Source organism: Sorangium sp. So ce204 (genome assembly GCF_051526795.1).
In the GTDB taxonomy this organism is placed as follows: Bacteria; Myxococcota_A; Polyangia; order Polyangiales; family Polyangiaceae; genus Sorangium; species Sorangium cellulosum_B.
Genome location: NZ_CP150317.1, coordinates 4,483,736 through 4,506,933 on the forward strand (window position 1 = coordinate 4,483,736; position 23,198 = coordinate 4,506,933).

At 71.7% G+C, this 23,198-nt stretch carries 17 protein-coding genes; 12 read left to right on the forward strand and 5 right to left on the reverse strand.

Annotated elements, in window-relative coordinates; all coding sequences use genetic code 11:
* Nucleotides 1–281 precede the first annotated feature (281 nt).
* The 11 genes from WMF22_RS16710 to WMF22_RS16760 all read left to right on the forward strand — a co-directional run bounded on the left by WMF22_RS16710 (nt 282) and on the right by WMF22_RS16760 (nt 14,237).
* On the forward strand, nt 282–2,159 hold the full coding sequence (locus WMF22_RS16710) for a cytochrome-c peroxidase (protein ID WP_438036339.1): 1,878 nt from the start codon (nt 282–284) through the stop codon (nt 2,157–2,159).
* 94 nt (nt 2,160–2,253) lie between these two features.
* On the forward strand, nt 2,254–2,664 hold the full coding sequence (locus WMF22_RS16715) for a VOC family protein (protein ID WP_437300061.1): 411 nt from the start codon (nt 2,254–2,256) through the stop codon (nt 2,662–2,664).
* A gap of 516 nt (nt 2,665–3,180) precedes the next feature.
* Entirely contained in the window at nt 3,181–5,091 is a 1,911-nt protein-coding gene (locus WMF22_RS16720; RefSeq protein WP_438036340.1) for a glycoside hydrolase family 2 protein, read from the forward strand.
* 340 nt (nt 5,092–5,431) lie between these two features.
* On the forward strand, nt 5,432–6,580 hold the full coding sequence (locus WMF22_RS16725) for a glycosyltransferase family 1 protein (RefSeq protein ID WP_438036341.1): 1,149 nt from the start codon (nt 5,432–5,434) through the stop codon (nt 6,578–6,580).
* Nucleotides 6,573–7,697, forward strand: coding sequence for a UDP-galactopyranose mutase (gene glf, locus WMF22_RS16730; RefSeq protein ID WP_437300064.1), 1,125 nt, complete (start codon nt 6,573–6,575; stop codon nt 7,695–7,697). The genes WMF22_RS16725 and glf overlap by 8 nt, the downstream gene beginning before the upstream one ends.
* 2 nt (nt 7,698–7,699) lie before the next feature.
* Complete coding sequence (locus tag WMF22_RS16735; protein ID WP_438036342.1) at nt 7,700–9,889, forward strand: family 1 glycosylhydrolase; 2,190 nt, start codon at nt 7,700–7,702, stop codon at nt 9,887–9,889.
* Between the two features lie 8 nt (nt 9,890–9,897).
* Nucleotides 9,898–10,062: a hypothetical protein gene (locus WMF22_RS16740; RefSeq protein ID WP_438036343.1), complete on the forward strand. Its 165-nt coding sequence runs from the start codon at nt 9,898–9,900 to the stop codon at nt 10,060–10,062.
* 49 nt (nt 10,063–10,111) lie between these two features.
* Nucleotides 10,112–11,188, forward strand: a complete 1,077-nt coding sequence (locus WMF22_RS16745; RefSeq protein WP_437300067.1) for an ABC transporter ATP-binding protein — start codon at nt 10,112–10,114, stop codon at nt 11,186–11,188.
* 1 nt (nt 11,189) lies between these two features.
* Nucleotides 11,190–12,512: an ABC transporter substrate-binding protein gene (locus WMF22_RS16750; protein WP_437300068.1), complete on the forward strand. Its 1,323-nt coding sequence runs from the start codon at nt 11,190–11,192 to the stop codon at nt 12,510–12,512.
* A complete protein-coding gene (locus WMF22_RS16755; protein ID WP_437300069.1) occupies nt 12,509–13,399 on the forward strand; it encodes a carbohydrate ABC transporter permease in 891 nt (296 codons plus the stop codon). The genes WMF22_RS16750 and WMF22_RS16755 overlap by 4 nt, the downstream gene beginning before the upstream one ends.
* A complete protein-coding gene (locus tag WMF22_RS16760) occupies nt 13,392–14,237 on the forward strand; it encodes a carbohydrate ABC transporter permease (RefSeq protein WP_437300070.1) in 846 nt (281 codons plus the stop codon). Before WMF22_RS16755 ends, WMF22_RS16760 begins: the two co-directional genes overlap by 8 nt.
* A 430-nt stretch (nt 14,238–14,667) precedes the next feature.
* Here WMF22_RS16760 and WMF22_RS16765 read toward each other — a convergent pair whose 3' ends face one another.
* The gene (locus tag WMF22_RS16765; RefSeq protein ID WP_438036344.1) at nt 14,668–16,746 is read right to left on the reverse strand and encodes an alpha-amylase family glycosyl hydrolase; all 2,079 of its coding nucleotides are present in this window, start codon (nt 16,744–16,746) and stop codon (nt 14,668–14,670) included.
* A gap of 185 nt (nt 16,747–16,931) precedes the next feature.
* Nucleotides 16,932–18,269 carry a cytochrome P450 gene (locus WMF22_RS16770; protein WP_438036345.1) on the reverse strand — a complete coding sequence of 446 codons (1,338 nt, stop codon included), beginning with the start codon at nt 18,267–18,269 and terminating at the stop codon, nt 16,932–16,934.
* A gap of 404 nt (nt 18,270–18,673) precedes the next feature.
* Here WMF22_RS16770 and WMF22_RS16775 point away from each other — a divergent pair, with 404 nt between their 5' ends.
* The gene (locus tag WMF22_RS16775; RefSeq protein WP_438036346.1) at nt 18,674–19,543 is read left to right on the forward strand and encodes a DUF899 domain-containing protein; all 870 of its coding nucleotides are present in this window, start codon (nt 18,674–18,676) and stop codon (nt 19,541–19,543) included.
* A gap of 79 nt (nt 19,544–19,622) precedes the next feature.
* On the opposite strand, the gene WMF22_RS16780 is transcribed toward WMF22_RS16775, so the two are convergent.
* From WMF22_RS16780 to WMF22_RS16790, 3 genes are all read right to left on the reverse strand, one after another.
* On the reverse strand, nt 19,623–20,006 hold the full coding sequence (locus WMF22_RS16780; protein ID WP_438036347.1) for a hypothetical protein: 384 nt from the start codon (nt 20,004–20,006) through the stop codon (nt 19,623–19,625).
* An 87-nt stretch (nt 20,007–20,093) separates the two neighbouring features.
* Complete coding sequence (locus WMF22_RS16785; protein ID WP_438036348.1) at nt 20,094–21,791, reverse strand: amidohydrolase; 1,698 nt, start codon at nt 21,789–21,791, stop codon at nt 20,094–20,096.
* Between the two features lie 48 nt (nt 21,792–21,839).
* Nucleotides 21,840–23,195 (reverse strand): hypothetical protein, encoded by a 1,356-nt coding sequence (locus WMF22_RS16790; protein ID WP_438036349.1) that lies wholly within the window; start codon nt 23,193–23,195, stop codon nt 21,840–21,842.
* Nucleotides 23,196–23,198: the final 3 nt, after the last annotated feature.

The window sequence follows — 23,198 nt, forward strand, 5'->3', positions numbered from 1 at the left end:
AACTGCCATGAAGGGCGAGGCGCCAGCCTGAACGCCGCGTGTGGAACGGCGGCAACACCTGGCCTTTTCAGCGTATACATTTTGCGTCTTCCAGCACGATTCCGGCAGCCGGAAGTCTGTGCCCTGGGCGGCGACCGCGCATCCTGCTGCATGGATGCGCCCCCTGAGCTCGGCACGCCCGCAGCGATCTCGCTCATTTCGAGGAGAGGTGGTGTCGTCAGAGGTTCGACCCACGAACCCGGCAGCCTTCTTGCACAGCCGCGCCGGTCGCAGGAGGCGCAATGAAAGCTTTATCCGGAGCGGGGCTCACCTCGCTCGTCGCCATGATCACGGCTATCGCCGGGTGCAAGGTGCTCGACGGCTGGAACGAACTCCCGTACTACGAGACCCCAGGCTTCACGGAGTCCGAGACGTACGATCCGCCCCCCAACGTCTCCGCGGTGCCGCCTCCCCCGATCAGCGGCGGGACGCTCCTCGTGACCGCCGACAAGGCGCTCGCCATCGCGGCGGATCCGGACCGCGACAGGATCGCCATCGTCGACCTCGGCACGTTCGAGGTGGACGCCATCCTCCCTCTGGAGAAGGACGACGAGCCCGGGCGCGTGGCCGAGGGGGCGGCTGGCTCCGTTCATGTGGCGCTCCGCCGCGGGGGCGCGGTGATCACGATCGATCTCGCGACCAGGGAGATGCACCGCAGGCCCGTTTGCCCCGCGCCCCGCGGGATCGCGTACGACGCCTCGACAGACCTGCTCCACGTGGCGTGCGCGGGAGGCGAGCTCGTGACGCTCTCCTCGGATGTCACGGCCCCGCCGGTCCGCGAGCTCCGCCTCGACCGCGATCTGCGCGACGTGGTGGTCGAGGGGGACTCGCTCCTCGTGAGCCGCTTCCGGTCCGCCGAGCTCCTGGTGGTCGCGAAGGACGGGACCGTGGCCGAGCGCATCAGGCCGCTCGCGTACATCCCGGGTGAGCTGTACGGCGACGAGAGCGACACGCGCGCGTTCGAGCCGGCGGTGGCATGGAGGACGGTCCCGCTGCCTGGGGGCGGTGTGGCCATGGTGCACCAGCGCGCCATCATCACGCCCGTCGACGCCGTGGGGGCCGGCCGCTACTACTCGAAGGATTGCAGGCGGCGCTTGATCCACACGGCGGTGACCGTCACGCGACCGTTGCCCAGCGAGGGGCATCCGTGGGAGCCCTTGCTGTCCAGACATGGTGTGGGCATCATCGGGGTGGGGCTGCTCCCGGTCGACATCGCGGTGTCGCCGGATGGGCTCAGCGCGGCGATCGTGCAGGCGGGCAGCCGCGATGTCGTCGAGACGCCGCTCGAGACCCTCGAGCGGGAGGACGGGATCGAAACCTGCGCGCTCGCCCCCGACCAGCGCCGCCTCTTCGTCGGCTCCAGCGGCGAGCCCATCGCCGTCGGCTACGACGGAGAGAGAAACCTGCTCGTGCAGGTACGGGAGCCGCCGAGCATCCTGCGCTTCGGGGCCCTCAGCGGCGAGAAGCTCGGCACGCTCGAGCTTCCCGGTGAGAGCCGGCTCGACGACTCCCATGCCCTCTTCCATGGCGACCGCGGTGGAGCCCTCTCCGTCACATGCGCGTCCTGCCATCCGGAGGGGCATGAAGATGGTCGGGTATGGAACTTCCAACCCACCGGACCGCGCCGCACGCAATCGGTCGCAGGCGGTGTCCTCGCGACGATGCCGCTGCACTGGGACGGTGGCCTGGTGGACTTCAGGGGCTTCATGGAGGAGGTGCTCGAGAAGCGGATGGGCGGCTCGCTTCCGGACCGCGAGCGCCTCGACGCGTTCGCGGAGTGGCTCGACACGATCAAGGCCCTGCCCCGGTCGAAGCCGGCGGACGAGGACGCCGTCGAGCGCGGCAAGTGGCTCCTCTACGACCCGACCCTGGGATGCACGACGTGCCATTCCGGCAGGAAGCTCACGAACAACGAGACGGTCGACGTGGGCACGGGCCAGCCCTTCCAGGTGCCCTCGCTGCACGGGCTCGCGGCGCGCGCCCCGTACATGCACGACGGCTGCGCCGCGACGCTCCACGACCGCTTCGGCCCGTGCGGCGGAGGGGACCGGCACGGCGTCACCTCGGCGCTCACGCCGGCCCAGATCGACGATCTCGTCGCGTACCTCGAGACGCTCTGACGCGATGGCTTTCGGCCCCGCGCCGGGCGTCCCCCTGCGCAGCCGCGAAGCGCCCTGGCTTGGGGGCGACGTGCCCTGCAGCTAGACTCATCGCATGTCGGACCTGCTCGTCAACATCGATGTTCCGGCGCTCGAGCCTGCCATCGCGTTCTACACGCGTGCGTTCGGCCTGCGCGTCGGGCGGCGCTTGGGTGCCTCCGCGGTCGAGCTCCTCGGCGCGGCGGCGCCCATCTACCTCTTGGCGAAGCCGACCGGCAGCGAGCCAGCCGCCGGTGCGTCTCCGCGCGACTACCGGCGGCACTGGACGCCGGTCCACCTCGATTTCGTCGTCGACGATCTCGAGGCCGCCGCGCGCCGCGCGCTGGAGGCAGGCGCGGTCCCCGAAGCCGATATCGAGGTGGCGGCGTGGGGGCGCATGCTCCGCCTGGCCGATCCCTTCGGCCACGGCGTCTGCCTTCTTCAGTTCAGCGGCCGCGGTTACGACGAGATCGCCACGCCCGGCTGAGCGCGCCGCCCGGCGCCGAGGTGGCGAGGTGGAGGGAAGAGCCTCCACTGCTGGCGGGTCCGAGCGCCAGCGCGAGCCTCGCACGACCGGCATCGTCGGCGCCAGCTCCTCGGGCGACACGTTCCTCCGCCTCTTCGACCTGAGCTCCGGGTCGCCCGTGCAGGTGGCCACGTCGCGGCGCTCTCGGCCTACTACACCTTCCGCGCCGGCTGCGTCGGCAATGCCTCGTGCACCGCGACGGTGGCCGTCTACGCCGAGTGAGGCTCGACCAGCCCGCGGCAAGCAGCTTCCCTGTCAGATCCAGCGCACCGCTCGAGGCTACTTGCCCGCTTGCCGCCGGGCCCGCTCGGAACGCCGGAATTCGCGGACTCATGGAGAGACGTCGATTGTCCGGTATTCGCGCGTCGATGAAGTCTGCGCCACCGCGCCGATCAAAACCCGCGCTGGCGGCATGGCGTGACGCCTGAGGCGCTGTAAGGTCTGCCCCGCCGTACAGCCAAGGAAGCACCTCGAAGGATGAACCACCCGTCCGTCGCCGCCGATCCATCCCCCGGAGCAGACCTCTCCTTCGCCGGCGGGCGCGCGCATGGCTACCCGCGGCCTCAGCTCCGGCGCGCCGGGTGGGAATCACTCAACGGTGCGTGGAGCTTCGCGCTCGATCCCGAGGCGCGCTTCCGGGGGCCAGCCGACGTCGCCTGGGAGGGCGTCATCGAGGTCCCCTTCGCGCCGGAGACCCCGCGGAGCGGCGTATGCGCGCGCGGCCTCTTCCGCGCCGCCTGGTACCGGCGCACCATCGCGGTGCCGGAGCTCCGCGGCGGAGAGCGGCTGATGCTGCACTTCGGAGCCGTCGACTACGACGCGACCGTCTGGATCGCGGGGAGCCGCGCGGCGCATCATGCCGGCGGCTACACCCCCTTCAGCGTCGACATCACCGACCTCGTCGGCTCGGCGCGCGCCGTCGAGATCGTCGTGCGCGCGGAGGACGATCCGCTCGACCTCGCCAAGCCGCGCGGCAAGCAGGACTGGCAGCTCGAACCGCACTCCATCTGGTACCCGCGCACGACCGGCATCTGGCAGACGGTGTGGATGGAGCGCGTGCCCGCGAGCTCGATCGCGGCGCTCCGCTGGCAGTCGAGCCTCGACCGATGGGAGCTCGATTTCTACGCCCGGATCGGCGGCGAGCGCCGGGACGGGCTGCGGCTGCGCCTGCGCCTCACCGCGAACGGCGCGCTGCTCGCCGAGGACAGCTACGCCGTCGTGCTCGGCGAGGTCCACCGCCGGATCGCGCTCTCCGATCCGGGCATCGACGACTCGCGCAACCAGCTGCTCTGGAGCCCGGAGTCACCCACGCTCATCGACGCCGAGATCGAGCTCGTCACCCGCGACGGCGAGACGATCGATCGCGTGCACAGCTACACAGCGCTCCGATCCGTCGCGGTGCAGGGCGATCGCGTGCTGCTCAACGGGCGGCCCATCGCGCTCCGGATGGTGCTCGATCAGGGCTACTGGCCCGAGACCGGGATGACCGCGCCCGACGACGACGCGCTCCGGCGCGACGTCGAGCTCACGCGCGCCATGGGGTTCAACGGCGCACGCAAGCACCAGAAGATCGAGGATCCGCGCTATCTCTACTGGGCAGATCGGCTGGGCTTGCTCGTGTGGGAGGAGATGCCGAGCGCTTACCGCTTCACGCCCCTCTCGATAGAGCGCCTGACGCGCGAGTGGACGGAGGCGATCAACCGCGATTTCAGCCATCCGTGCGTCATCGCCTGGGTGCCCTTCAACGAGTCCTGGGGCGTGCCCAACCTGCCGGACAGCGCGCGCGAGCGGCACGCGGTCAAGGCGCTCTATCACCTCACCAAGACGCTCGACCCGACGCGCCCGGTGATCGGCAACGACGGCTGGGAGGCCGTGGCCACCGACATCATCGGTATTCATGACTACGACCCGGATCCGGCCCGGATCGCCCAGCGCTACGACGGCGGCGAGTCTCGCCCGCGGCTCTTCCGGCGCGAGCGCCCCGGCGGCCGCGTGCTCGTGCTCGACGGCCACTCGCGCAAGCAGGAGCACCCGATCGTGCTCTCGGAGATGGGCGGTATCGCGCTCCGCCGCCCCGGCACGTGGGGATACACCTCCGCCGACAACCCAGCAGCGCTGGAGCGGGCGTACGAGCGCCTCCTCGCCGTGGTGCGCGCGACACCGCTGCTCGCGGGCTTCTGCTACACGCAGCTCACCGATACCTACCAGGAGGCCAACGGGCTGCTGTACGCCGATCGGACGCCGAAATTCCTGATCGACGCCATCGCCGCCGCCACGCGCGGCCGGGCCGCCGGGCAGGCGCACCCCGACCCGATGGAGCTCGCGGAGTGCGCCGGCCCGCGCCAGGAAGGCATCATCATGGACGAGGTGATCGCCGGGGAGGAGTGATGTTCAAACGGAGCCTCGCCAAACCGGGCGGCTGAGAGGCGGCCGAGCTCCGCGACGGAGGTGGCCCTCGGGCGATCGAGCGGGCAATCTTCGGCGGCGCGGTGGTGATCCTCGCGAAGCGCGGATCCGGTTGCGCCGTGGCCGGGCGCGTTGCGCGGGTGTACGACGCCCGATCCGGGTTCACCCCGAGGGTGCTCGTCCCGATGGCGTGAGCGCTCGCTCGCGAGCTCTGCTGTTCGTGACACGTAACTCCTGTTAGGTACGTTCCTTGTATTGCCCCTCCCGGGCGGCACGCTCGTGCACATCAGCCGCGCCGCGGCCGCCACCGAGGAGGACAAGCATGAGCCCGAAACGGCGGCCGGACGTCGTCTGCTTCTCGCACCTGCGCTGGAGCTTCGTCTTCCAGCGCCCGCAACACCTCCTCTCGCGCTGCGCGCGCACGCGACGCGTGTTCTTCTTCGAGGAGCCGGTGTGGAGCGACGGGCCGCCGCGGATCGAGGCCGCGCCCGTCGATCGCCACGGCGTGCGCGTCGTCACGCCGCACCTTCCGTCTGGCCTCGAGGACGCGCGGATCCACGCGCTGCAGCGCGATCTCGTCGACGACATGCTCGCTCGCTTCGGCATCGACGATCACGTGCTCTGGTACTACACGCCGATGGCGCTCCTGTTCTCGCGGCACCTCGCGGCCAGCGCGGTCGTGTACGACTGCATGGACGAGCTCTCCGCGTTCGCCGGCGCGCCGCCCGCGCTCAAGCATCACGAGGCCGAGCTGCTCCGCCGCGCCGACGTTGTCTTCACGGGAGGGCGCAGCCTCTACGAGTCCAAGAGGGCGCTGCACGCGAACGTGCACCTGCTCCCGAGCAGCGTCGACATCGCCCATTTCGCTGCGGCGCGCCGGCTGCTCGCGCAGCCCGCCGATCAGGCCACGATCCCGGGCCCGCGGCTCGGCTACTTCGGCGTCATCGACGAGCGGATGGATCTCGATCTCATCGCCGGCGTGGCCGCCGCCCGGCCTGGGTGGCACCTCGTCTTCGTCGGTCCGGTCGTGAAGATCGATCCGGCGAGCCTGCCGCGCGCGCCCAACATTCACTATCTCGGCAAGAAGACCTACGAGGAGCTGCCCGCCTACCTCGCGGGCTGGGACGTGGCGCTCCTCCCGTTCGCGCGCAACGAGGCCACGCGCTTCATCAGCCCCACCAAGACGCCGGAGTACCTCGCGGGCGGCAAGCCCGTCGTCTCCACGTCGATCCGCGATGTCGTCCGGCCCTACGGCGAGCTCGGCCTCGCGCGCATCGCGGACACAGCGGGCGATTTCGTGGCCGCCGTCGAGGCGTACCTCGCCGAGGACCACGCCGCGCGGCTCGCGCGGGCTGACGCGCTGCTCGCGCAGGGATCGTGGGACGCGACATGGTCGAAGATCGACAAGCTCCTCGACGGCTTGCTGATGGCGGCCCGGCGCCCGGCGGCGCGGCAGGGCGCCGATGTTTGACTATCTCATCGTCGGCGCCGGCTTCGCCGGCTGCGTGCTCGCCGAGCGGCTCGCGCGCGGCTCGGGCAAGAAGGTGGTGCTCTGCGATGTCCGCCCGCACATCGGCGGCAACGCCTATGATCACCACGACGCCGCCGGCGTGCTCGTGCACAGGTACGGCCCCCACGTCTTCCACACGAGCTCGCGGGAGGTCTTCGAGTACCTCTCGCAGTTCACCGAGTGGCGCCCGTACCAGCACCGCGTGCGCGCCTGGGTGGACGGGCAGCTCGTCCCCATCCCCATCAACCTCGACACAATCAACCAGCTCTATGGCCTGCGCCTGAGCGCGCCCGAGGTGGAGGCGTTCCTCGCCTCCCGCGCCGTGCGACGCGAGCAGATCCGCACCAGCGAGGACGTGATCGTCAGCAAGGTCGGCGTCGAGCTCTACGAGAAGTTCTTCAAGCACTACACCCGGAAGCAGTGGGGACTCGACCCGTCCGAGCTCGACGCCGCCGTGACCGCGCGCGTGCCGGTGCGGAGCAACCGCGACGATCGGTACTTCACCGACACCTACCAGGCCATGCCGCTCCACGGCTTCACGCGCATGTTCGAGCGGATGGTCGATCACCCGAACATCAAGATCCTGCTCAACGCCTCGTTCCGCGAGATGCAGAGCGAGATCCCTCATCGCGAGGTGATCTTCACCGGCCCCGTCGACGCCTTCTTCGACTATCGCTTCGGGAAGCTGCCGTATCGATCCCTGGAGTTCCACTTCGAGACCAAGGATCAAGAGAGGTACCAGGACGCGCCGGTCATCAACTACCCGAACGAGAACCCCTATACCCGGGTCACCGAGTTCAAGCACCTCACGGGCCAGGTGCACCCGAAGACGACCATCGTCTACGAGATCCCGAAGGGCGAGGGCGATCCGTATTACCCCGTGCCGCGGCCGGAGAACGCGGCCCTCTACCGCAGGTACGAGGAGCTCGCCAAGGAGACGCCCGGCGTCCACTTCGCCGGGCGGCTCGGGACCTATCGCTACTACAACATGGACCAGGTGGTGGCGCAGGCGCTCACCCTCTATGGCAAGCTCGCCGGCGTGCCGAACCGACAGCTCGCCGCGGCCAAGGCGGCTTGAGCATGGCGGAAGAGGCGAGGGCGCCCCTCGAGATCTGGGGCGGCGTGGAGTGCACGGTCAACCGCGTCGGCGACGTGGTTCACCACCAGCTCGAGCGGAGCGGGCACGCGCGGCGCCTCGAGGATCTCGATCGCTTCGCCGCGCTCGGGATCCGGGCGCTGCGCATGCCCGTGCTCTGGGAGCGGACGGCGCCCGAGCGGCCGGAGCGCCTGGACTTCGGCTGGGCCGACGCGCGGATCGAGCGGCTCCGGGCGCTCGACGTGCGGCCCATCATCGGGCTCGTCCACCACGGCAGCGGCCCGCGTTACACGAGCCTCGTCGATCCGGGCTTCTCCGAGGGGCTCGCCCGCTTCGCCCGCGCGGCGGCCGAGCGCTATCCGTGGGTCACCGACTGGACGCCGGTGAACGAGCCGCTCACGACGGCCCGCTTCTCGGGCCTCTACGGGCACTGGTACCCGCACGGCCGCGATCCGCGCACGTTCGTGCGCGCGCTGCTCATCGAGTGCCGCGCGATCGCGCTCGCCATGCGCGCCATCCGGGAGGTGATCCCCCGGGCGCGCCTGATCCAGACCGAGGATGTCGGCAAGACGATGAGCACGCCGCTGCTCGCCTACCAGGCCGAGCACGAGAATCACCGGCGCTGGCTCAGCTTCGATCTGCTCACCGGGCGCGTGGACGGCGATCACCCGCTGTTTCCGCTGCTCCTCGGGTGGGGCGCCTCGCCCGCAGAGCTCGCGTGGTTCGTCGAGGATCCATGTCCGCCGGACATCCTCGGCATCAACTACTACATCACGAGCGAGCGCTTCCTCGACGAGCGGCTGGCCTCTTACCCCGCCTGGTCGCACGGCGGAAATGGCAAGCACGCGTATGCCGATGTCGAGGCCGTGCGCGCGGTCGCCGGAGGCATCGACGGGCACCGCGCGCGGCTCCAGGAGGTCTGGGATCGCTACCGCCGGCCCGTGGCGATCAGCGAGGTGCACCTCGGCGGGCCGCGCGAGGAGCAGCTCCGCTGGCTGGTCGAGGCGTTCCGCGCCGCAGAGGCGGCGCGCGCGGCGGGCGCGGACGTGCGCGCGGTCACCGCGTGGTCGCTGCTCGGCTGCTTCGACTGGAGCTGCCTCGTCACCGAGGAGCGCGGGCACTACGAGCCGGGCGTGTTCGATGTGCGCGGCCCCGCGCCGCGGTCGACGGCGCTCGCTCGGCTGGTCTCCGCGCTCGCGCGCGGCGCTCGCTTCGAGCATCCCGTGCTCGCCTCGCCGGGCTGGTGGCGGCGCCCGGCGCGGCTGACGTACGGTCCGGCCGCGTCCGTCGCGCCCGCGCCCGAGGCCGCCGCCGCCGCCGCCGGCCCGCCGATCCTGATCACCGGCGCGAAGGGGACGCTCGGCCGCGCGTTCGCGCGCCTGTGCGCGCTGCGCGGCCTGCCCCATCGCACGATCGGGCGCGATGAGATGGACATCGCCGATCCCGCGTCGGTCGAGCGCGCCCTCGATCGGTTCGCCCCGTGGGCGGTCGTCAACACGGCGGGGTTCGTGCGTGTCGACGAGGCCGAGCGCGAGCCGCACCGCTGCGAGCGCGAGAACGCGCTGGGGCCCGCCGTGCTCGCGATCGCGTGTCGCCGGCGTGACGCGCGGCTCGTCACCTTCTCGGCCGATCTGGTCTTCGACGGCGCGCGGCGCTCGCCGTACGTGGAGACCGATCCCGCGCGGCCGCTCAACGTCTACGGCCGGAGCAAGGCGACGGCGGAGTGGAACGTCCTGGCGATCCTCCCGGAGGCGCTGGTGGTGCGCACCGCCGCGTTCTTCGGTCCCTGGGACGAAGCGAACTTCGTCCGCGCCGCGCTGCGCGCCCTCGGCGAGGGCCGGAGCTTCCACGCGGCCGACGACGTGATCGTCTCGCCGACCTATGTTCCGGATCTCGTGCACGCGACCCTCGATCTGCTGATCGACGGCGAGCGCGGCATCTGGCACCTCGCCAACCGGGACGCCACGAGCTGGGCGGAGCTCGCCTCGCGCAGCGCGGCGCTCGCGCGCGTCCCCGCGACGCGCCTCGTGCGCTGCCCGAGCCGCGCGCTCGGCCTGGCCGCGCCGCGCCCGCGGTACAGCGCGCTCGGGAGCGGCCGCGGGCTCCTGTTGCCGTCGCTCGACGACGCGCTCGCGCGCTACGTCGCGGAGCGTGACCCCCGGCCACGAAGTTAGGTGGTTTCATGCGCGTCCTTTCCACCGGCGGACCCGGCTACACTGGCAGCGCGATCACCGAAGAGCTCGTCGCGCGCGGTCACGACGTCGCGGATCTGGCCGAGATCCTTGGCTCGGCGTCCAGCTGGGGGCTCGCCCGGCGACGCGAAGGCGGCGCTCGCCCGGCAGCTTGATCTCGCCCACGCCGCGGTTCACGAGCAGCGGCGCCGAGGAGGCGGAAGCGTGGCCGCGATCGCGTTCGAGCATGTGTACAAGCGCTACCAGGGGAGCGCGCCCATCGTGGAGGACCTGTCGCTGCGCATCGAGGACGGCGAGCTCCTCGTGCTCGTCGGGCCTTCCGGGTGCGGCAAGTCGACGACGCTCCGGATGATCGCGGGCCTCGAGGACGTCGACGGCGGGACGCTCTCCATCGGCGGCCGCGTGGTCAACGACGTGCCCCCGAAGCAGCGCGACGTCGCCATGGTCTTCCAGAGCTACGCGCTCTACCCGCACATGACGTGCTTCGAGAACATGGCCTTCGCGCTCGCGCTCCGCCGCGTGCCGCGCGGCGAGGTGAAGCGCCGCGTGGAGGCCACGGCGCGCGCGCTGGCGATCGATCACCTCCTCGATCGCAAGCCGCGGGCGCTCTCGGGCGGCCAGCAGCAGCGCGTGGCCATCGGGCGCGCGATCGTGCGCGAGCCCGGCGTGCTGCTCATGGACGAGCCGCTCTCGAACCTCGACGCCGCGCTGCGCAGCTCGATGCGCGCCGAGCTGCGCCGCCTGCATCGTCGCCTCGGGACGACGCTCGTGTACGTGACCCACGATCAGACGGAGGCGCTCACCCTCGGGGAGCGGATCGCCGTCCTCCGCGGAGGCGCGCTCCTCCAGCACGACAGCCCGCAGCAGCTCTACGACCGGCCGGCGAACGTCTTCGTCGCGACGTTCATCGGCGCACCCCCGATGAACCTGATCCCCGCCGAGCTCCGCCTCGACGGCCCGACCTCGGTGCTCTCGGCGCCGAGCGTGCGGCTCGCGTTGCCGAGGACACCGGAGCACCGCGAGGGCCGGGTGATCGCCGGCGTCCGGCCCGAGCACCTCGGCCCCGCGCCCGCCGGCGCGTCGCTCGGCGTGCGAGGCGATGTCGAGATGGTCGAGGCGATGGGGTTCGAGTCGTACGTCCACCTGCGCGTCGGCGACGCCGCGATCGTGTCCCGCTGGCTGGATCGCGGCACGACGCCGGCCGTCGGCGCGCGCGTGACGCTGGCCGCCGCGCCGGAGCACGTCCACCTGTTCGATCCGCGCACCGAGGAGCGGGTCTGAGATGGCCCGCCGCGCGCTCTGGCTCGTGGTCTGGTGCGCGTCCATCTCGCCCGCCGGATGCGCCTCGAAGGCCGATCCACCCTCGCACGTCGCGCGCACCACCATCACCTTCGTCGGCTGGGGGATGCCGGAGGAGCGGGCCATCATGCGGTCGGCGCTCGCCGCCTTCGAGCGGATCCACCCGGAGATCCACGTCGAGTACACGCAGGTGCCCGGCGTCGGCTACGACTACCTCAACAAGCTCCGGCTGATGATCGTGGCGAAGCGCGCGCCCGACGTCTTCTACGTGCCCGACGGCGCGTTCGGCGAGATGGTCAGTCAGGGCGTCTTGCGCGACATCGACGGTCTCGTGCAGGAGAGTCGGACGCTCGACCTCGCCGACGTCTGGCCGACCGCCCTGGACCGCTATCGCTGGAATGGCCGTGTCCTCCACGAGGGCAGCCTCTACGCGCTGCCGAAGGACATCGGCCCCACGGTGCTCTACTACAACAAGGACGCGCTGCGCCGCCGCGGCGTCCCCGCGCCGGATCCCGAGGTGCCGATGACCTGGGACCAGGCCATCGCCGCCTTTCGCGCGCTCACGTACCGCGAAGGCTATGTCCAGCGCTGGGGGATCACCGGATATCCCTATGAAGCCGCGGTCTGGTCCGCGGGCGGCGAGATCGTGGACGCGCCGCGGCGCCGGTGGCTCATGGACTCCGGCGTGTCGATGGACGCGGTGCAGTGGTGCGCGGATCTGGCCCTCCGCCATCACGTGGCGCCCAACCTCGCCCGCAGCGGCGGCGCCGGGCAGAGCGAGCTCTTCGAGGCCGGGCTCGCCGCCATGCACATCGATGGTCGCTGGATGGTCCCGCGGTATCGCCGGATGCGCTTCGACTGGGATGTCGCGCCCGTGCCGGTCCCGGAGCCGGGCATGACCTCGGTGAGCTGGTCTGGCTCCGTGGGGCTCGCCGTCAGCGCCGCGAGCCGGCGCATCGCCGAGGCGTTCACGTTGATCGAGTACCTGGCCGGCCCCGAGGGACAGCGCGAGCTGGCCCGATCCGGGCTCCAGGTGCCCAATCAGCGATCGGTCGCCGCGACCGCCGCCTTCCTCCAGCCCGGGCAGCGGCCGGCCCACGCCGAGGTCTTCCTGCGCGCCGCCGAGACGAGCCGTCCGAGCCCCGAGACCGAGATGCCCAACGCCTTCTGGCACGAGGTGTTCTCGAGCTTCCTCCCCCAGGTCTGGCGCGGCGAACGGCGCGCGCGCGAGCTGCTCCCGGCCCTCGCGCCGGTCGTCGAGCAAACCATGCGGGAGAACAACCCCGGACCGGAGGCAGCGCGTTGAAGAAGCAGATACCGCGCGCCCGCGCCGAGGCGCGCTGGGGTTGTGCGTTCGTTGCGGTCCCCGTGCTCGGCTTCGTCGTCTTCGCGCTCGGTCCGATGCTGGCTTCGCTCTACCTGAGCTTCACCCGCTTCGAGGTGCTCACGCCGCCGCGCTGGGTCGGCCTCGATAACTACGCTCGCCTCTTCGCCCGGGATTTCTTCGTCTGGCGGACGCTCGCCAACACGGCCTTTTACCTCCTCGGCATCCCGATCGGCATCGCCATCTCCCTCGTGCTCGCGCTCCTGTTGAACCAGAAGCTCAGGCTCGAGGGGCTCTTCCGCACCGTCTATTTCATCCCCTCCGTGTGCTCGATCGTGGCCGCGGCGCTGCTCTGGAAGTGGATCTACAACGCCGATTACGGGCTCATCAACACGTACCTCCGCGCCCTCGGCGTCGCCGACCCGCCCGCGTGGCTCTCGAGCCCGCGCCTGGTCAAGCCCGCGCTCGTCGTGATGGGGATCTGGGGCGGGCTCGGCTACAACATGGTCCTCTTCCTGGCCGCGCTCCAGGGCGTGCCGCGATCGCTGCTCGAGGCCGCGGAGCTCGACGGGGCGAACGCCTGGCAGCGCTTCCGGCACGTGACCCTGCCGGCCATCAGCCCGATGACGTTCTTCATCGCCGTCACCAGCGTCATCGGCGGGCTGCAGAGCTTCGATCAGGTCTACGTGATGACGCGCGGCGGCCCGGAGTTCCGCTCGGCGACGTTCATGCTCTATCTCTACCTCACCGGTTTTCAGTACTTCCAGATGGGTTATGCGTCGGCGATGGCCTGGGTGCTCGGCGCGCTCGTGATGATCGTGACCGTGCTCCAGTTCCGCCTCGCCCGGCGCTGGGTGCACGATGAGTAGCGGCCGGAGGTCCCGGGGGCGCCGCGCGCTCCGGCTCCTCTCCTATGCCGTCCTCGCGCTGGTGGCCGTCTTCGTGCTCGCGCCCTTCGCGTTCATGATCAGCACCAGCGTGAAGCCGGCGGACGAGATCTACGCGGTCCCGATCCGCTGGATCCCGGCCCGCCCGACGCTCGCCAACTACCGGCAAGCCTTCGCCGAGATCGACATCCTCCGCGGCACCTGGAACACGCTCCTCATCGCCGTCCCCTCCACCCTCGGCGGCCTCCTCACGGCCTCGTTCGCCGGCTACGCCTTCGCGAAGCTCCGTTTTCCGGGGCGCGACGCGATCTTCGCCGCGCTCCTGTCGACGATGATGCTGCCGACCGTGGTCACGTTGATCCCGCAGTTCGTGGGCTTCGCCCGGATCGGCTGGATCGACACCTACTATCCGCTCATCGTGCCGGGCGCGACGGGCAGCGCGGTCGCGATCTTCCTGATGCGGCAGTACTTCGCGAGCATTCCGGACGAGCTCATCGAGGCCGCGACGCTGGACGGCGCGAACCCTCTCCAGACGTTCACGCGGGTGGTCTTCCCCCTCGCCGGGCCGGCCGTCGCGACGCTCGCGGTCCTCGGGCTCAAGGCCGCCTGGAACGACTACTTCGGGCCGCTCGTGTACATCACCTCTCCGCAGAAGATGAACATCCAGCAGATGATCGCCGGCACCCAGAACGCCTACGGCGGCGAGCCGGCCGTGCTCATGGCGGGCGCCTCCCTCGCGATGTTGCCGCTCGTGGTGCTCTTCCTGTTCGCGCAGCGGTACTTCGTGGAGGGGCTCGCGCGGACCGGGCTCAAGCGCTGATTCGCCGCCGTGGCGCACGGCCTGTTGCCGGACCGGAGTTCATGCTGGAGCGCGGCATCGCCTACCTCGGCCGGCAGGACCACGGCCGGTTCACCGACGAGGGCGAGAGGGGGATCCGAGGTGACGGAAGACGTCGATCCGGGCGACGACGCCGGGTGGTGAGCGCGCTGGACCGCCGCACGGCCCTGCGGCCGCGGCGCGAGTGCATCCGTCAGGTCTGCAAGCGGCGATCTCAGGAACGAAATCTTCGGGGGCTTCCTTACGGGTAAGTCCTTGAAAAGGGTGCGGAAGGACCCTGGCCCGTGTCCTGCTAAGTAGCCAGGGCAGAGCGCCCGTGACGGCTTCCCCCCCCGCCGTCGAATGGGCGCTCTGTTTTTTGTGGGCCGGCGTGGGGCGGCGGGCAGCGCCCGCGCGGGGCCCGTCCTTCGTCCTACCGCGGCACGAGGACGCGGACGTCCCAGGGCGCGAGGTCCAGCGCGAGGGCGCCGGCCCGGAGGTGCGCGCCGGCGCCGCTCAGCGCGTCGCGCAGGCCGCCTCGCGCGTGGGCGGCGAACGGCTCCGGCACGGTGAGCCGCTTCCTCACCGGTCGCTCGCTGAAGTTCAGGACCACGAGCGCGAAGCGAGACGCGTCGTCGCCGTGCCTGACGTAGGCGAAGACCTCGTCGTCCGGCCCCCCGGCGTGCACCGTGTGGTGCCCCGGCGACCGGAGCGCCGCGACGCCGCGCCTGAGCCGGATCAGCTGCTCGTAATGCCGCGCCAGCTGGCCGCGCGGGGGCCGCGAGACCGGGGCGAGGCCGCCGTAAGGCTCGTACTCGGCGCCGAGCTCGTCGAACGTGTAGACGCACGGGATCCCCGGCAGCGTCAGCAGCGCCGCCGCGGCGACGCGCGTCAGCCCCGGCCCGTGGCGGGTGACGAAGCGCGCGCCCGTGTCGTTGTTGTTGATGAACCTGAGCGTGCGCTCGGCGCGCGCCGCGGTGGCGGCGAGCGCCGCGCCGAGCCGGGATGCGATGCCCCGCGGCGCGCCGAACACGTCCTTCCAGGCCCAGTGTCCGAGCTCCTCGGTCCAGTCATACGCCGCGTCGAACCCGTTTCGCAGGTAGTACGGATCGCGCGCCGAGGCCTCGGCGATCAGCGCGACATGCGGGCTCACGCGCCGGAGCTCGGCGGCCCAGGGGGACCAGAGCTCGCCCCGCCGCTGCTTGATGCCCCACGCGGCGTCGACGCGATAGCCGTCGATGTCGAACCGGCGCACCCAGTGCAGCGACGCCTCAAGCATCCAGCGCGCCACCTCGGCGCTGTCGTAGTTCAGGTTCGGCAGGTGCTCCCAGTCGAAGTAATGCGTCGGCTCCCCGCCGTCGTCGCGATCGTAGAAGGCGAAGCTGTGCGCGCGGTTCATGCGCCGCTCGGCTTCCCGGAAATACGGGTGCTCGGCCGAGGTGTGGTTGGGCACGAGATCGAGCAGCACGCGCAGGCCGCGCCGGTGCGCGTCGTCCACGAGCTCGCGGAGATCTTGCTCGGTCCCGTAGTCGGGGCGCACGCTGAAGTAATCGGTGACGGCATACCCGAAGTCGCCCTCGGGCGCGGCGAAGAGTGGAGATAGCCAGATCGCCGTGACGCCGAGCCGCTCGATCGCGGGGAGGGCGGCGCGGACGCTCCGGAGCGGTGGATCGCCGAAGAACGGCGGCACGACGCCGTAAAGGACGGCGTCGTCGATCCACGCCGGCGCGGCCCTGCCGGAGGCGGCTTCGAGCGGCGGCGCGACACGCGCGGCGTCGCCCCGGCCGCGCTCGTCGCGCACCCTGAGCTCGTAGAGCGCCTGACCGCCGCCGTCGGACGCCGGCAGCTCGAGGCGAGCGCCCTGTCCGAGCGGCTCCGGCGCCGCGCCGGCGCGCACGCGGAGCCAGTCGAAGGCGACGATCTCGGCGCGGGAGCGCTCGCTGGGCTCGCTGCTCGTCGCGTCGAGGACGAGCTTGCCGCCGGCCAGCGCGGCGCGGGCGCGGGCGCGCGGCGTGTCCTCCAGCCGGACGCGGTAGGTGACGGGCGGAGACTCCAGGTCACCCGCGCTCGCCTCCCGGCAGCGCGCGACGATCTCGTTTTCGCCCTCGAGCAGCGGGACGTCCGCGAAGAACCGCTGCCGCTCGATCGCCGCGGGGAACACGTCGCCACCCACCCGGATCGCGCAGTCCTCCAGCGCGCCCGCGCCGGCGAGGGCGCCCTGGACGCGCGCGCTGAAGGCCCAGACGTCGGCATCGCCGGCGTGCAGCTCCAGCTGGGCTTGCGCCGCCGCGGAGGGGCGCGGCGAACCCGAGGGGATGACCGATTCACACGAGGGCGCCGCCAGGAGCAGCGCGGCAGCCCATCCGAGCCGGGTGAGCGGCCGCGCGTGACGCGATGGGCCTGGGGCGCGCTGCGGATGGGCGCCCGTGGCCGCGCCGATCGGCACGACCGGCCCCGAGAGGGATGCACAGGGAGAAGAGGCGGCGGTCGAGCGGAGAAGGCGTCTCAGCATGGGGGCGATGCGGCAAGCGGGGGAGCCCCTCTATTCCAGATCCACCTCTGACGATCGCCGAAGCGCTGGCAGCACGGTGGTTTTGTGTCGTGATCTTCTCTCTCTCCTCCATGTCCGCCGTGTCGTGGCATCCACGGCGGCGCACTCCCGTGCCGGGGCTTCCCCTGCGCCTCCTCGCGCCAGGATCAGGCGGCGACGGCATGGAGGCGGCTGCGGCCCCGGGCGCGCATGACGAGCGGGACGCCGCCCGAGGGGCTCAGCGTCAGGTTGCGGCGCACGGGGCGGGGCGGGCGCTCGTCGAGCAGGCGGAACTCCCATGCTGACAGCGCCACGCCGAGCACGATCTTCATCTCGAACATCGCGAAGGCCGCGCCGATGCAGCGGCGGTGTCCGCCGCCGAACGGCAGGTACTCGAACGGGGAGAACTTTCGCTCCAGGAAGCGCTCCGGCCTGAACCGGGACGGCTCGGGGTAGAGCTCGGGGTGGTGATGCACGAGCAGGATGCAGGGCGCCACCCCCGTTCCCGGCGGGAGCTCGTGCTCGCCGAGGCGGAACGGCTGCGCCAGGAGGCGCGGGGACTCGGTGACGATCGGATAGACGCGCAGCGCCTCCTTGCACACGGCGTCCAGGTAGGGCAGGGCAGCGAGGCGCTCGGGGTCGGGCTCCGGGCCGAGGGCGTCGATCTCGTCGCGGAGGCGCCCGAGGACGCCGGGGTGGCGGTGCACGTGATCGAGGGCCCACGCGAGGGCGAGCGCCGTGGTCTCGTGCCCGGCGAACAGCAGCGTCCGGAGCTCGTCGAAGATGGCCTGATCGCTCATGCGCGATCCGTCGTCGTAACGGGCCGAGACCATGAGGCTCAGGATGTCGTCGCCCGGCGCCGCGCGCGCCCGCTCGATCTGCGCCCGGAACAGGGCCTCCAGGTCGCCGACGCGCCGGCGGAAGCGCGCGTAGGGGCCGAGGCCGCCGAGCTCCCGCTGCAAGGGCGGCAGGAAGGTCAGCGCCGGGGTCAGCGCGTCGGTCATGGAGACGACGGCCCGAGCGAACGCGCTCGTTCGAGACGGCTCCTCCACGCCGAAGACGGCGCGGATGATGACGTCGAGCGAGATCGCCTGCGTGAGCTCCTGGGCGACGGCGCGGGGCGCGCGCGCCGCCTCGGTGAGCCGGCGCGCGGCGGTGTCCGCCATCGCCGCAGCGTAGGCGCGCATGCGATCGCCGTGGAACGGCGGCGTCAGCAGCTTCCGCTCGCGCCTGTGGCGCTCGTCCGAGAGCATGAGCAGCGAGTGCTCCCCCACGAGCGGCGCGATCGCCTTGGTGGCGAAGGGAAGGAAGGTCTCGGGCGGCGCCGCCATCACGTCCTGCACCGTCCTGGGGCCTCCGGCGATCACGACATCGCCGCTGAGCACGGGGACGTTGAAGACATCGCCGTAGGTGGCGGCGCAATGCGTGAGGAACTCGAACGGACGGGTGAGGAACTTGTAGGTCGTAAGAAGTCGGCTGCGCGGGCCTCGGGGCAACTGGCTCATGGCGTACCTCGGAGGGGGATCGAGCCCGGGGGCGCGCGGCGCCTCACCGGGATCGACGCAAGGATGGGCTCGGCGCGCCGCTGCGGCAGCGGCGTCGGGCGCCAATGTTACGACGGACGGCGCCAGGCGGAGCGGCGCCGCGCGGTGCCCGTCCGACCAAGGCCCTCGCGACACCCCGTCGGGGCCAGCCGGCGCTACCGCGCTCGCCCCCCGGAGAGCCCGCCTGGGCCGTTGTTGGCGTGGTTAAGCAATGCTCATGCCATAGGCATGGCGGCGACCGGCGACGTTTTTTGTCGGATGCACCGATGAGTTTCGCGCGCTTCGGCAGTCGACCTTCCGAACCCGTTCCGCGGCAGCGCCCTCACCGGGCGAGGCCCATTCCAGATGACCATGGAGATGTCCCCATGACCCGGATCGAATTGCCCCGCGTCGTGTCGCGCGCCGAGTGGCTGGAGGCGCGCAAGGCGCTGCTCGCCCGCGAGAAAGAGCTCACCAGAGCGCGCGATCGGCTCAACGCGGATCGCCGGCGCCTGCCGATGGTCGAGGTGACCGAGCCGTACGAGTTCTCGGGCGCCCACGGCAAGCTGCGCCTGCTCGATCTGTTCGAGGGCCGGCAGCAGCTCATCGTCTATCATTTCATGTGGCTGTTCGAGGACGACGGCACACCCAAGGATCGCGGCTGCCCGAGCTGCTCGGGCTTCGCCGATCAGATCTCGAAGGGCCACCTGCGGCACTGGCACAACGTCGGCACCACGTTCGCGCTCATCTCGCGCGGCCCCTGGGAGAAGATCGCGCCGTTCAAGGCGCGTATGGGCTGGCCCGTGCCCTGGTACTCGTCCGCGGGCAGCCGCTTCAACCACGACTACCACGTCACGCTGGACGAGTCGGTCGCGCCCGTGGAGTACAACTACCGAACGCCCGCCGAGCACGAGCAGGCGGGATCCGCTTATTATCTGGGGCGCAAGCAGCCCTTCGATCTGCACGGGCTGAGCTGCTTCCTGCGCGACGGCGAGCGCGTGTACCACACCTACTCGACCTACGGGCGCGGCACGGAGTCGACGGGCGGCTCGTACTATTTCCTCGATCTGACCGCGCTCGGGCGCCAGGAGGAATGGGAAGAGCCCAAGGGGCGCAGCACCGGGCTGGGCGCCAAGGCCGGCGACGAGCGCATCCGCTACCCCGACGAGCAGCAGGACCTGTCCGACTCGAGCGGCGCGCGGCCCGCGGCCGCCGCTCCCGAGGCGGACGACTGCTGCTCACGGATGCGGCGCTGAGCCGCGGGTCCCTCGCCGCACCCGGGGAAAGCGCGACGCCCGAGCGGCCTCGCTCGCCGCGGGCAGGAGGGAACGCCGCTCACCCCGCATCGAACCTCACGTCCAGGTCCAGGTACTTGCGGGCGAGGTACTCGAGCGCCAGCGACGTGTGGCAGTGGCGGACGTCGGGCTGGCGCGCCGTGGGGCAGTTGCAGCCGAGGAACACGTCACCTTGCCGGGCCTCCTGCGCCAGCGCGTCGAAGTGCGGTCGTTGCTCCGCAAACCGCTCGTCGAGCACCGCAAAGTAGGCGGCGCGAAACCTGTTGAAGCCAGCTTGCGAGGGATCCGACAGGAACTCTTCGACGATCTCCGGGGTGGGCCTCAGGACGTGGTGCGTGTGTTTGCGCGTGTCGTACCGCTTGCCATCGGGCAGCGGATCGTCCTCCCGACGGTGCCCGCGGACGATCTGGTAGCGTGCAAGCATGGGTGCTCATTCCTCCTTTCGTTCGTCGTTTGCATGCGTCGGCCGTGAGGTCTCATGGCGGTCCGGACGAAGCGCTGCGCGCGCCGCTCACCGCGGCGCCGGCGCGCGCGCCACGCGGCCGCCCACGACCACCATGTCGACCTTCGTGTCGACGAGCGAGCGATCGGGCGAGAGATCGCGGCCGAGGACGGTCAGATCGGCCACGTAGCCAGGCGCGATCCGGCCCCGCTGGCCCTCGGCGAAGGCCGCGTACGCGGGCGCCTCGGTGAAGGCCAGGAGCGCCTCGTCGAGGTCGAGCCGCTCCTCGGGCATCCACCCGCCCGGGGGGTGGCCCGAGAGATCCTGCCGGGTCACGGCTGCATGGATGCCGAGCAGCGGTGAGGCGTCCTCCACCGGGAAATCCGAGCCGAACACGACGCACGCGCCCGACGACAGGAGCGAACGCCAGGCATACGCGCCCTTCAGGCGATGGGCGCCGAGCCGCGCGGGCGCCCAGGGCATGTCGCTCGTCGCGTGGGTCGGCTGCATCGAGGCGATCACCCCGAGCGCCGCGAAGCGCGGCAGATCGTCGGGCGAGAGGATCTGCGCGTGCTCCACCCGGAACCGCAGCGCCGCCGCCCGCCCCGGGCCGAGCGCCTCGAACGCGTCGAGCACGGCGCGGTTGGCGCGGTCGCCGATCGCGTGCACCGCGAGCTGGAAGCCCGCGTCCGCGACGAGCCGCGCCGCGCGCGCGAGCGCCTCGCGATCCATCAGCAGGAGCCCGCTCGTCGAGGGCTCGTCCGCGTACGGCGCGAGCAGCGCCGCGCCGCGCGAGCCGAGCGCGCCGTCCGCGAAGAGCTTGACCCCGCGCAGCACGAACATCGCCGTGCCTGTCGGGTCCACGTCGGGGGCGCGCGCCTTCAGCCCCTCGAGGTTCCCGTCGCCCGCGAGGTACGCGGTGACGCGGATCGGCAGCCGCCCGGAGGCGGCGAGCGCGCGGTAGACGGCCGCGGTCTCGTCGTCGATGCCCATCTCGTGCACGGCCGTGAGCCCGGACGAGAGCGCCTCCTCGGCCGCGCGCAGGATGCGCCGCTCGCGCACGGCGGGCGGGTCGGCCGGGACCTTGGCCTCGATGAGGCCCATCGCGTTGTCGATGAAGACGCCCGTCGGCTCGCCCGCGGCGTCGCGCAGGACGCGCCCGCCCGGCGGATCCTGCGTGCCTCGGCCGACCCCGGCCGCGCGCATCGCCGCCGCGTTCGCCCAGAGCGCGTGCCCGTCGACGCGGCGCAACGCCACCGGGTGCTCCGGCGCCGCCGCGTCGAGCGGGGCGTGCGTGGGGAACGCGGCGCCTGGCCAGAGGTTCTGGTCCCAGCCGCGCCCGGTGATCCACTCGGCCTTCGGGCGGGCCTTCGCCGCCTCCGCCACGAGCGCCGCCGCCGCCTCGGCGCTCTTCGCGCCGCGCACGCTCAGCGTCTCCAGCGCGACCCCGAGCCCGTAAAGATGGGCATGCCCGTCGACGAGCCCGGGCACGATCGCGCGCCCCGGCAGCTCCTCGACGCGCGTCCCCGGCCCGACGAAGGCCTCCGCGCCGGCCGCGCTGCCCACGAAGACGATCCGCTCGCCGCGCACGGCGACCGCCTCGGCGCGCGGGTTCCCGGGGTCCATGGTCCGGACGACGCCGGCGGAGATCACGAGATCTGCGGGCGCCGAGGGCGCCGCCGTCGCGGCGAGCTGGCCCGGCGAGGCACAGCTGGGGGCGAGGCTGCCGAAGAGGCTCAGGAGCGTCGCTCGGAGCGCGTTCGACATGAGCGCCACCCTAGCACCCGCATGGGGCGCGCAACGGCGGGCAGGGGGCTACCAGAGGCTCAGCGTGACCGCGATGGTCAGCAGCGGCAGCGGCGCGAGCACCGCGACGAAGAAGACGAGGACGTCGAGCTGCGCGATCCGCTCGCACCCTCGATCGAGCAGCCAGGCCTGCTCTCCTGCGATGAGCTCGGCGCCGGAGAGGGCCCCTCCGCGGTACGTGCCCGCGGACGTCGGTCCGAGGACCACGACCGGTCCGGGCGGCAAGCCGCGGTCTGCGGCGCGCACGGGAGGCGAGCCGTCCGCGAAGTCGAGCCAGCCGTTCTCCGCGAGCACCGCGGCCCTCGCCCCCGCGATCCGCGCGAGGGCGCGGCGGGCGCGCCAGCGATAACGGAGCAGCGCCGCGGAGAGCAGCGCTCCACAGGCGGCGACGGCGATCGCGCGCCGGTGGGCGCCGAGCACGTCTGCGACGAGGCGCATGGACGCGGGCATCGCGACGAACCGCGGCGCCGCGAGGACGACCGGACCTGCTTCGCCGCCGCGATGGGCGTCGTGGATCGCTCCGTCGAGCACGAGCAGATCGCCCCGCTCGCGGTGGTTGGCGAACAGAGACGCTTCGCGAACGAGCGGCGACGCCTGGCGGATGACGAGAGGAGCGCGGGGATCGATCCAACCCGGCTGCTGCCAGCACGCCTCGGGGTCGACCATCGTGTACGTGCCGCGCTGAGACAGCCACGTCACGACGTGAGCGTCGAAAGGCCTCCCGGCCTCCTCCACATCGAGAAAACACCTCTCGGACAGGCTCGGGCACAACCGGCGCACGCCCAGCTGGCCGATGGTCACGTCGTGGATGCGCGTCACGAGGGGCGGTCCGGACGGGTCCGACGGGCCCTCGGCGATCATCGAGGGCTCCCCCTCGATGGGCGGGACGACCCCGATGGTCGGAAGGGACGTGATGTGATGCTCCGGATCGGGCTCTCGCACGGCGTGAACGGTCGATACGGCAATGAGGCCCGTGGTCAGCGCGAGGACGGCGACGCTCGCCGCGTGGAGAGCGCGCGGCGGCACGCGGACCATGGTGCTCGCCATGGCAGCGAAGAACACCACGCCGAGGGCGCCGACGAGGGCGGACATGAGCCCGAACACGCTCCCGATGGGCGGCAACCACTCTCGCCATGCGTGCCAGGAACGGGGGATGTCGGGGCACGTCATCCCATCCCGGGTCATGCGGAAGAAAAGATACGCGAGCGGAAGAACGAAGAGGGGAAGAGAGACGCGCAGCGCAGGGCTGCGGGCCGCGGCGCCGACGCAGAGGAGCGCGGCGAGCAAGCCCGCCTCCACCACGAACCAGGGGACGGACACGTGCTTGCCCGTGAGGATGGCGAGCGCGACGCAGGGGCCAACCATGAC

What these genes read in the sequence shown, in the direction of transcription:
- WMF22_RS16775 (WP_438036346.1), top strand. Translation starts at nt 18,674, where the DNA reads ATGACCCGGATCGAATTGCCCCGCGTCGTGTCGCGCGCCGAGTGGCTG.
- WMF22_RS16780 (WP_438036347.1), bottom strand. Translation starts at nt 20,006, where the DNA reads ATGCTTGCACGCTACCAGATCGTCCGCGGGCACCGTCGGGAGGACGAT.
- WMF22_RS16785 (WP_438036348.1), bottom strand. Translation starts at nt 21,791, where the DNA reads ATGTCGAACGCGCTCCGAGCGACGCTCCTGAGCCTCTTCGGCAGCCTC.
- WMF22_RS16760 (WP_437300070.1), top strand. Translation starts at nt 13,392, where the DNA reads ATGAGTAGCGGCCGGAGGTCCCGGGGGCGCCGCGCGCTCCGGCTCCTC.
- WMF22_RS16765 (WP_438036344.1), bottom strand. Translation starts at nt 16,746, where the DNA reads ATGCTGAGACGCCTTCTCCGCTCGACCGCCGCCTCTTCTCCCTGTGCA.
- WMF22_RS16790 (WP_438036349.1), bottom strand. Translation starts at nt 23,195, where the DNA reads ATGGTTGGCCCCTGCGTCGCGCTCGCCATCCTCACGGGCAAGCACGTG.
- WMF22_RS16720 (WP_438036340.1), top strand. Translation starts at nt 3,181, where the DNA reads ATGAACCACCCGTCCGTCGCCGCCGATCCATCCCCCGGAGCAGACCTC.
- WMF22_RS16750 (WP_437300068.1), top strand. Translation starts at nt 11,190, where the DNA reads ATGGCCCGCCGCGCGCTCTGGCTCGTGGTCTGGTGCGCGTCCATCTCG.
- WMF22_RS16710 (WP_438036339.1), top strand. Translation starts at nt 282, where the DNA reads ATGAAAGCTTTATCCGGAGCGGGGCTCACCTCGCTCGTCGCCATGATC.
- WMF22_RS16715 (WP_437300061.1), top strand. Translation starts at nt 2,254, where the DNA reads ATGTCGGACCTGCTCGTCAACATCGATGTTCCGGCGCTCGAGCCTGCC.
- WMF22_RS16740 (WP_438036343.1), top strand. Translation starts at nt 9,898, where the DNA reads ATGCGCGTCCTTTCCACCGGCGGACCCGGCTACACTGGCAGCGCGATC.
- WMF22_RS16770 (WP_438036345.1), bottom strand. Translation starts at nt 18,269, where the DNA reads ATGAGCCAGTTGCCCCGAGGCCCGCGCAGCCGACTTCTTACGACCTAC.
- WMF22_RS16725 (WP_438036341.1), top strand. Translation starts at nt 5,432, where the DNA reads ATGAGCCCGAAACGGCGGCCGGACGTCGTCTGCTTCTCGCACCTGCGC.
- WMF22_RS16735 (WP_438036342.1), top strand. Translation starts at nt 7,700, where the DNA reads ATGGCGGAAGAGGCGAGGGCGCCCCTCGAGATCTGGGGCGGCGTGGAG.
- glf (WP_437300064.1), top strand. Translation starts at nt 6,573, where the DNA reads ATGTTTGACTATCTCATCGTCGGCGCCGGCTTCGCCGGCTGCGTGCTC.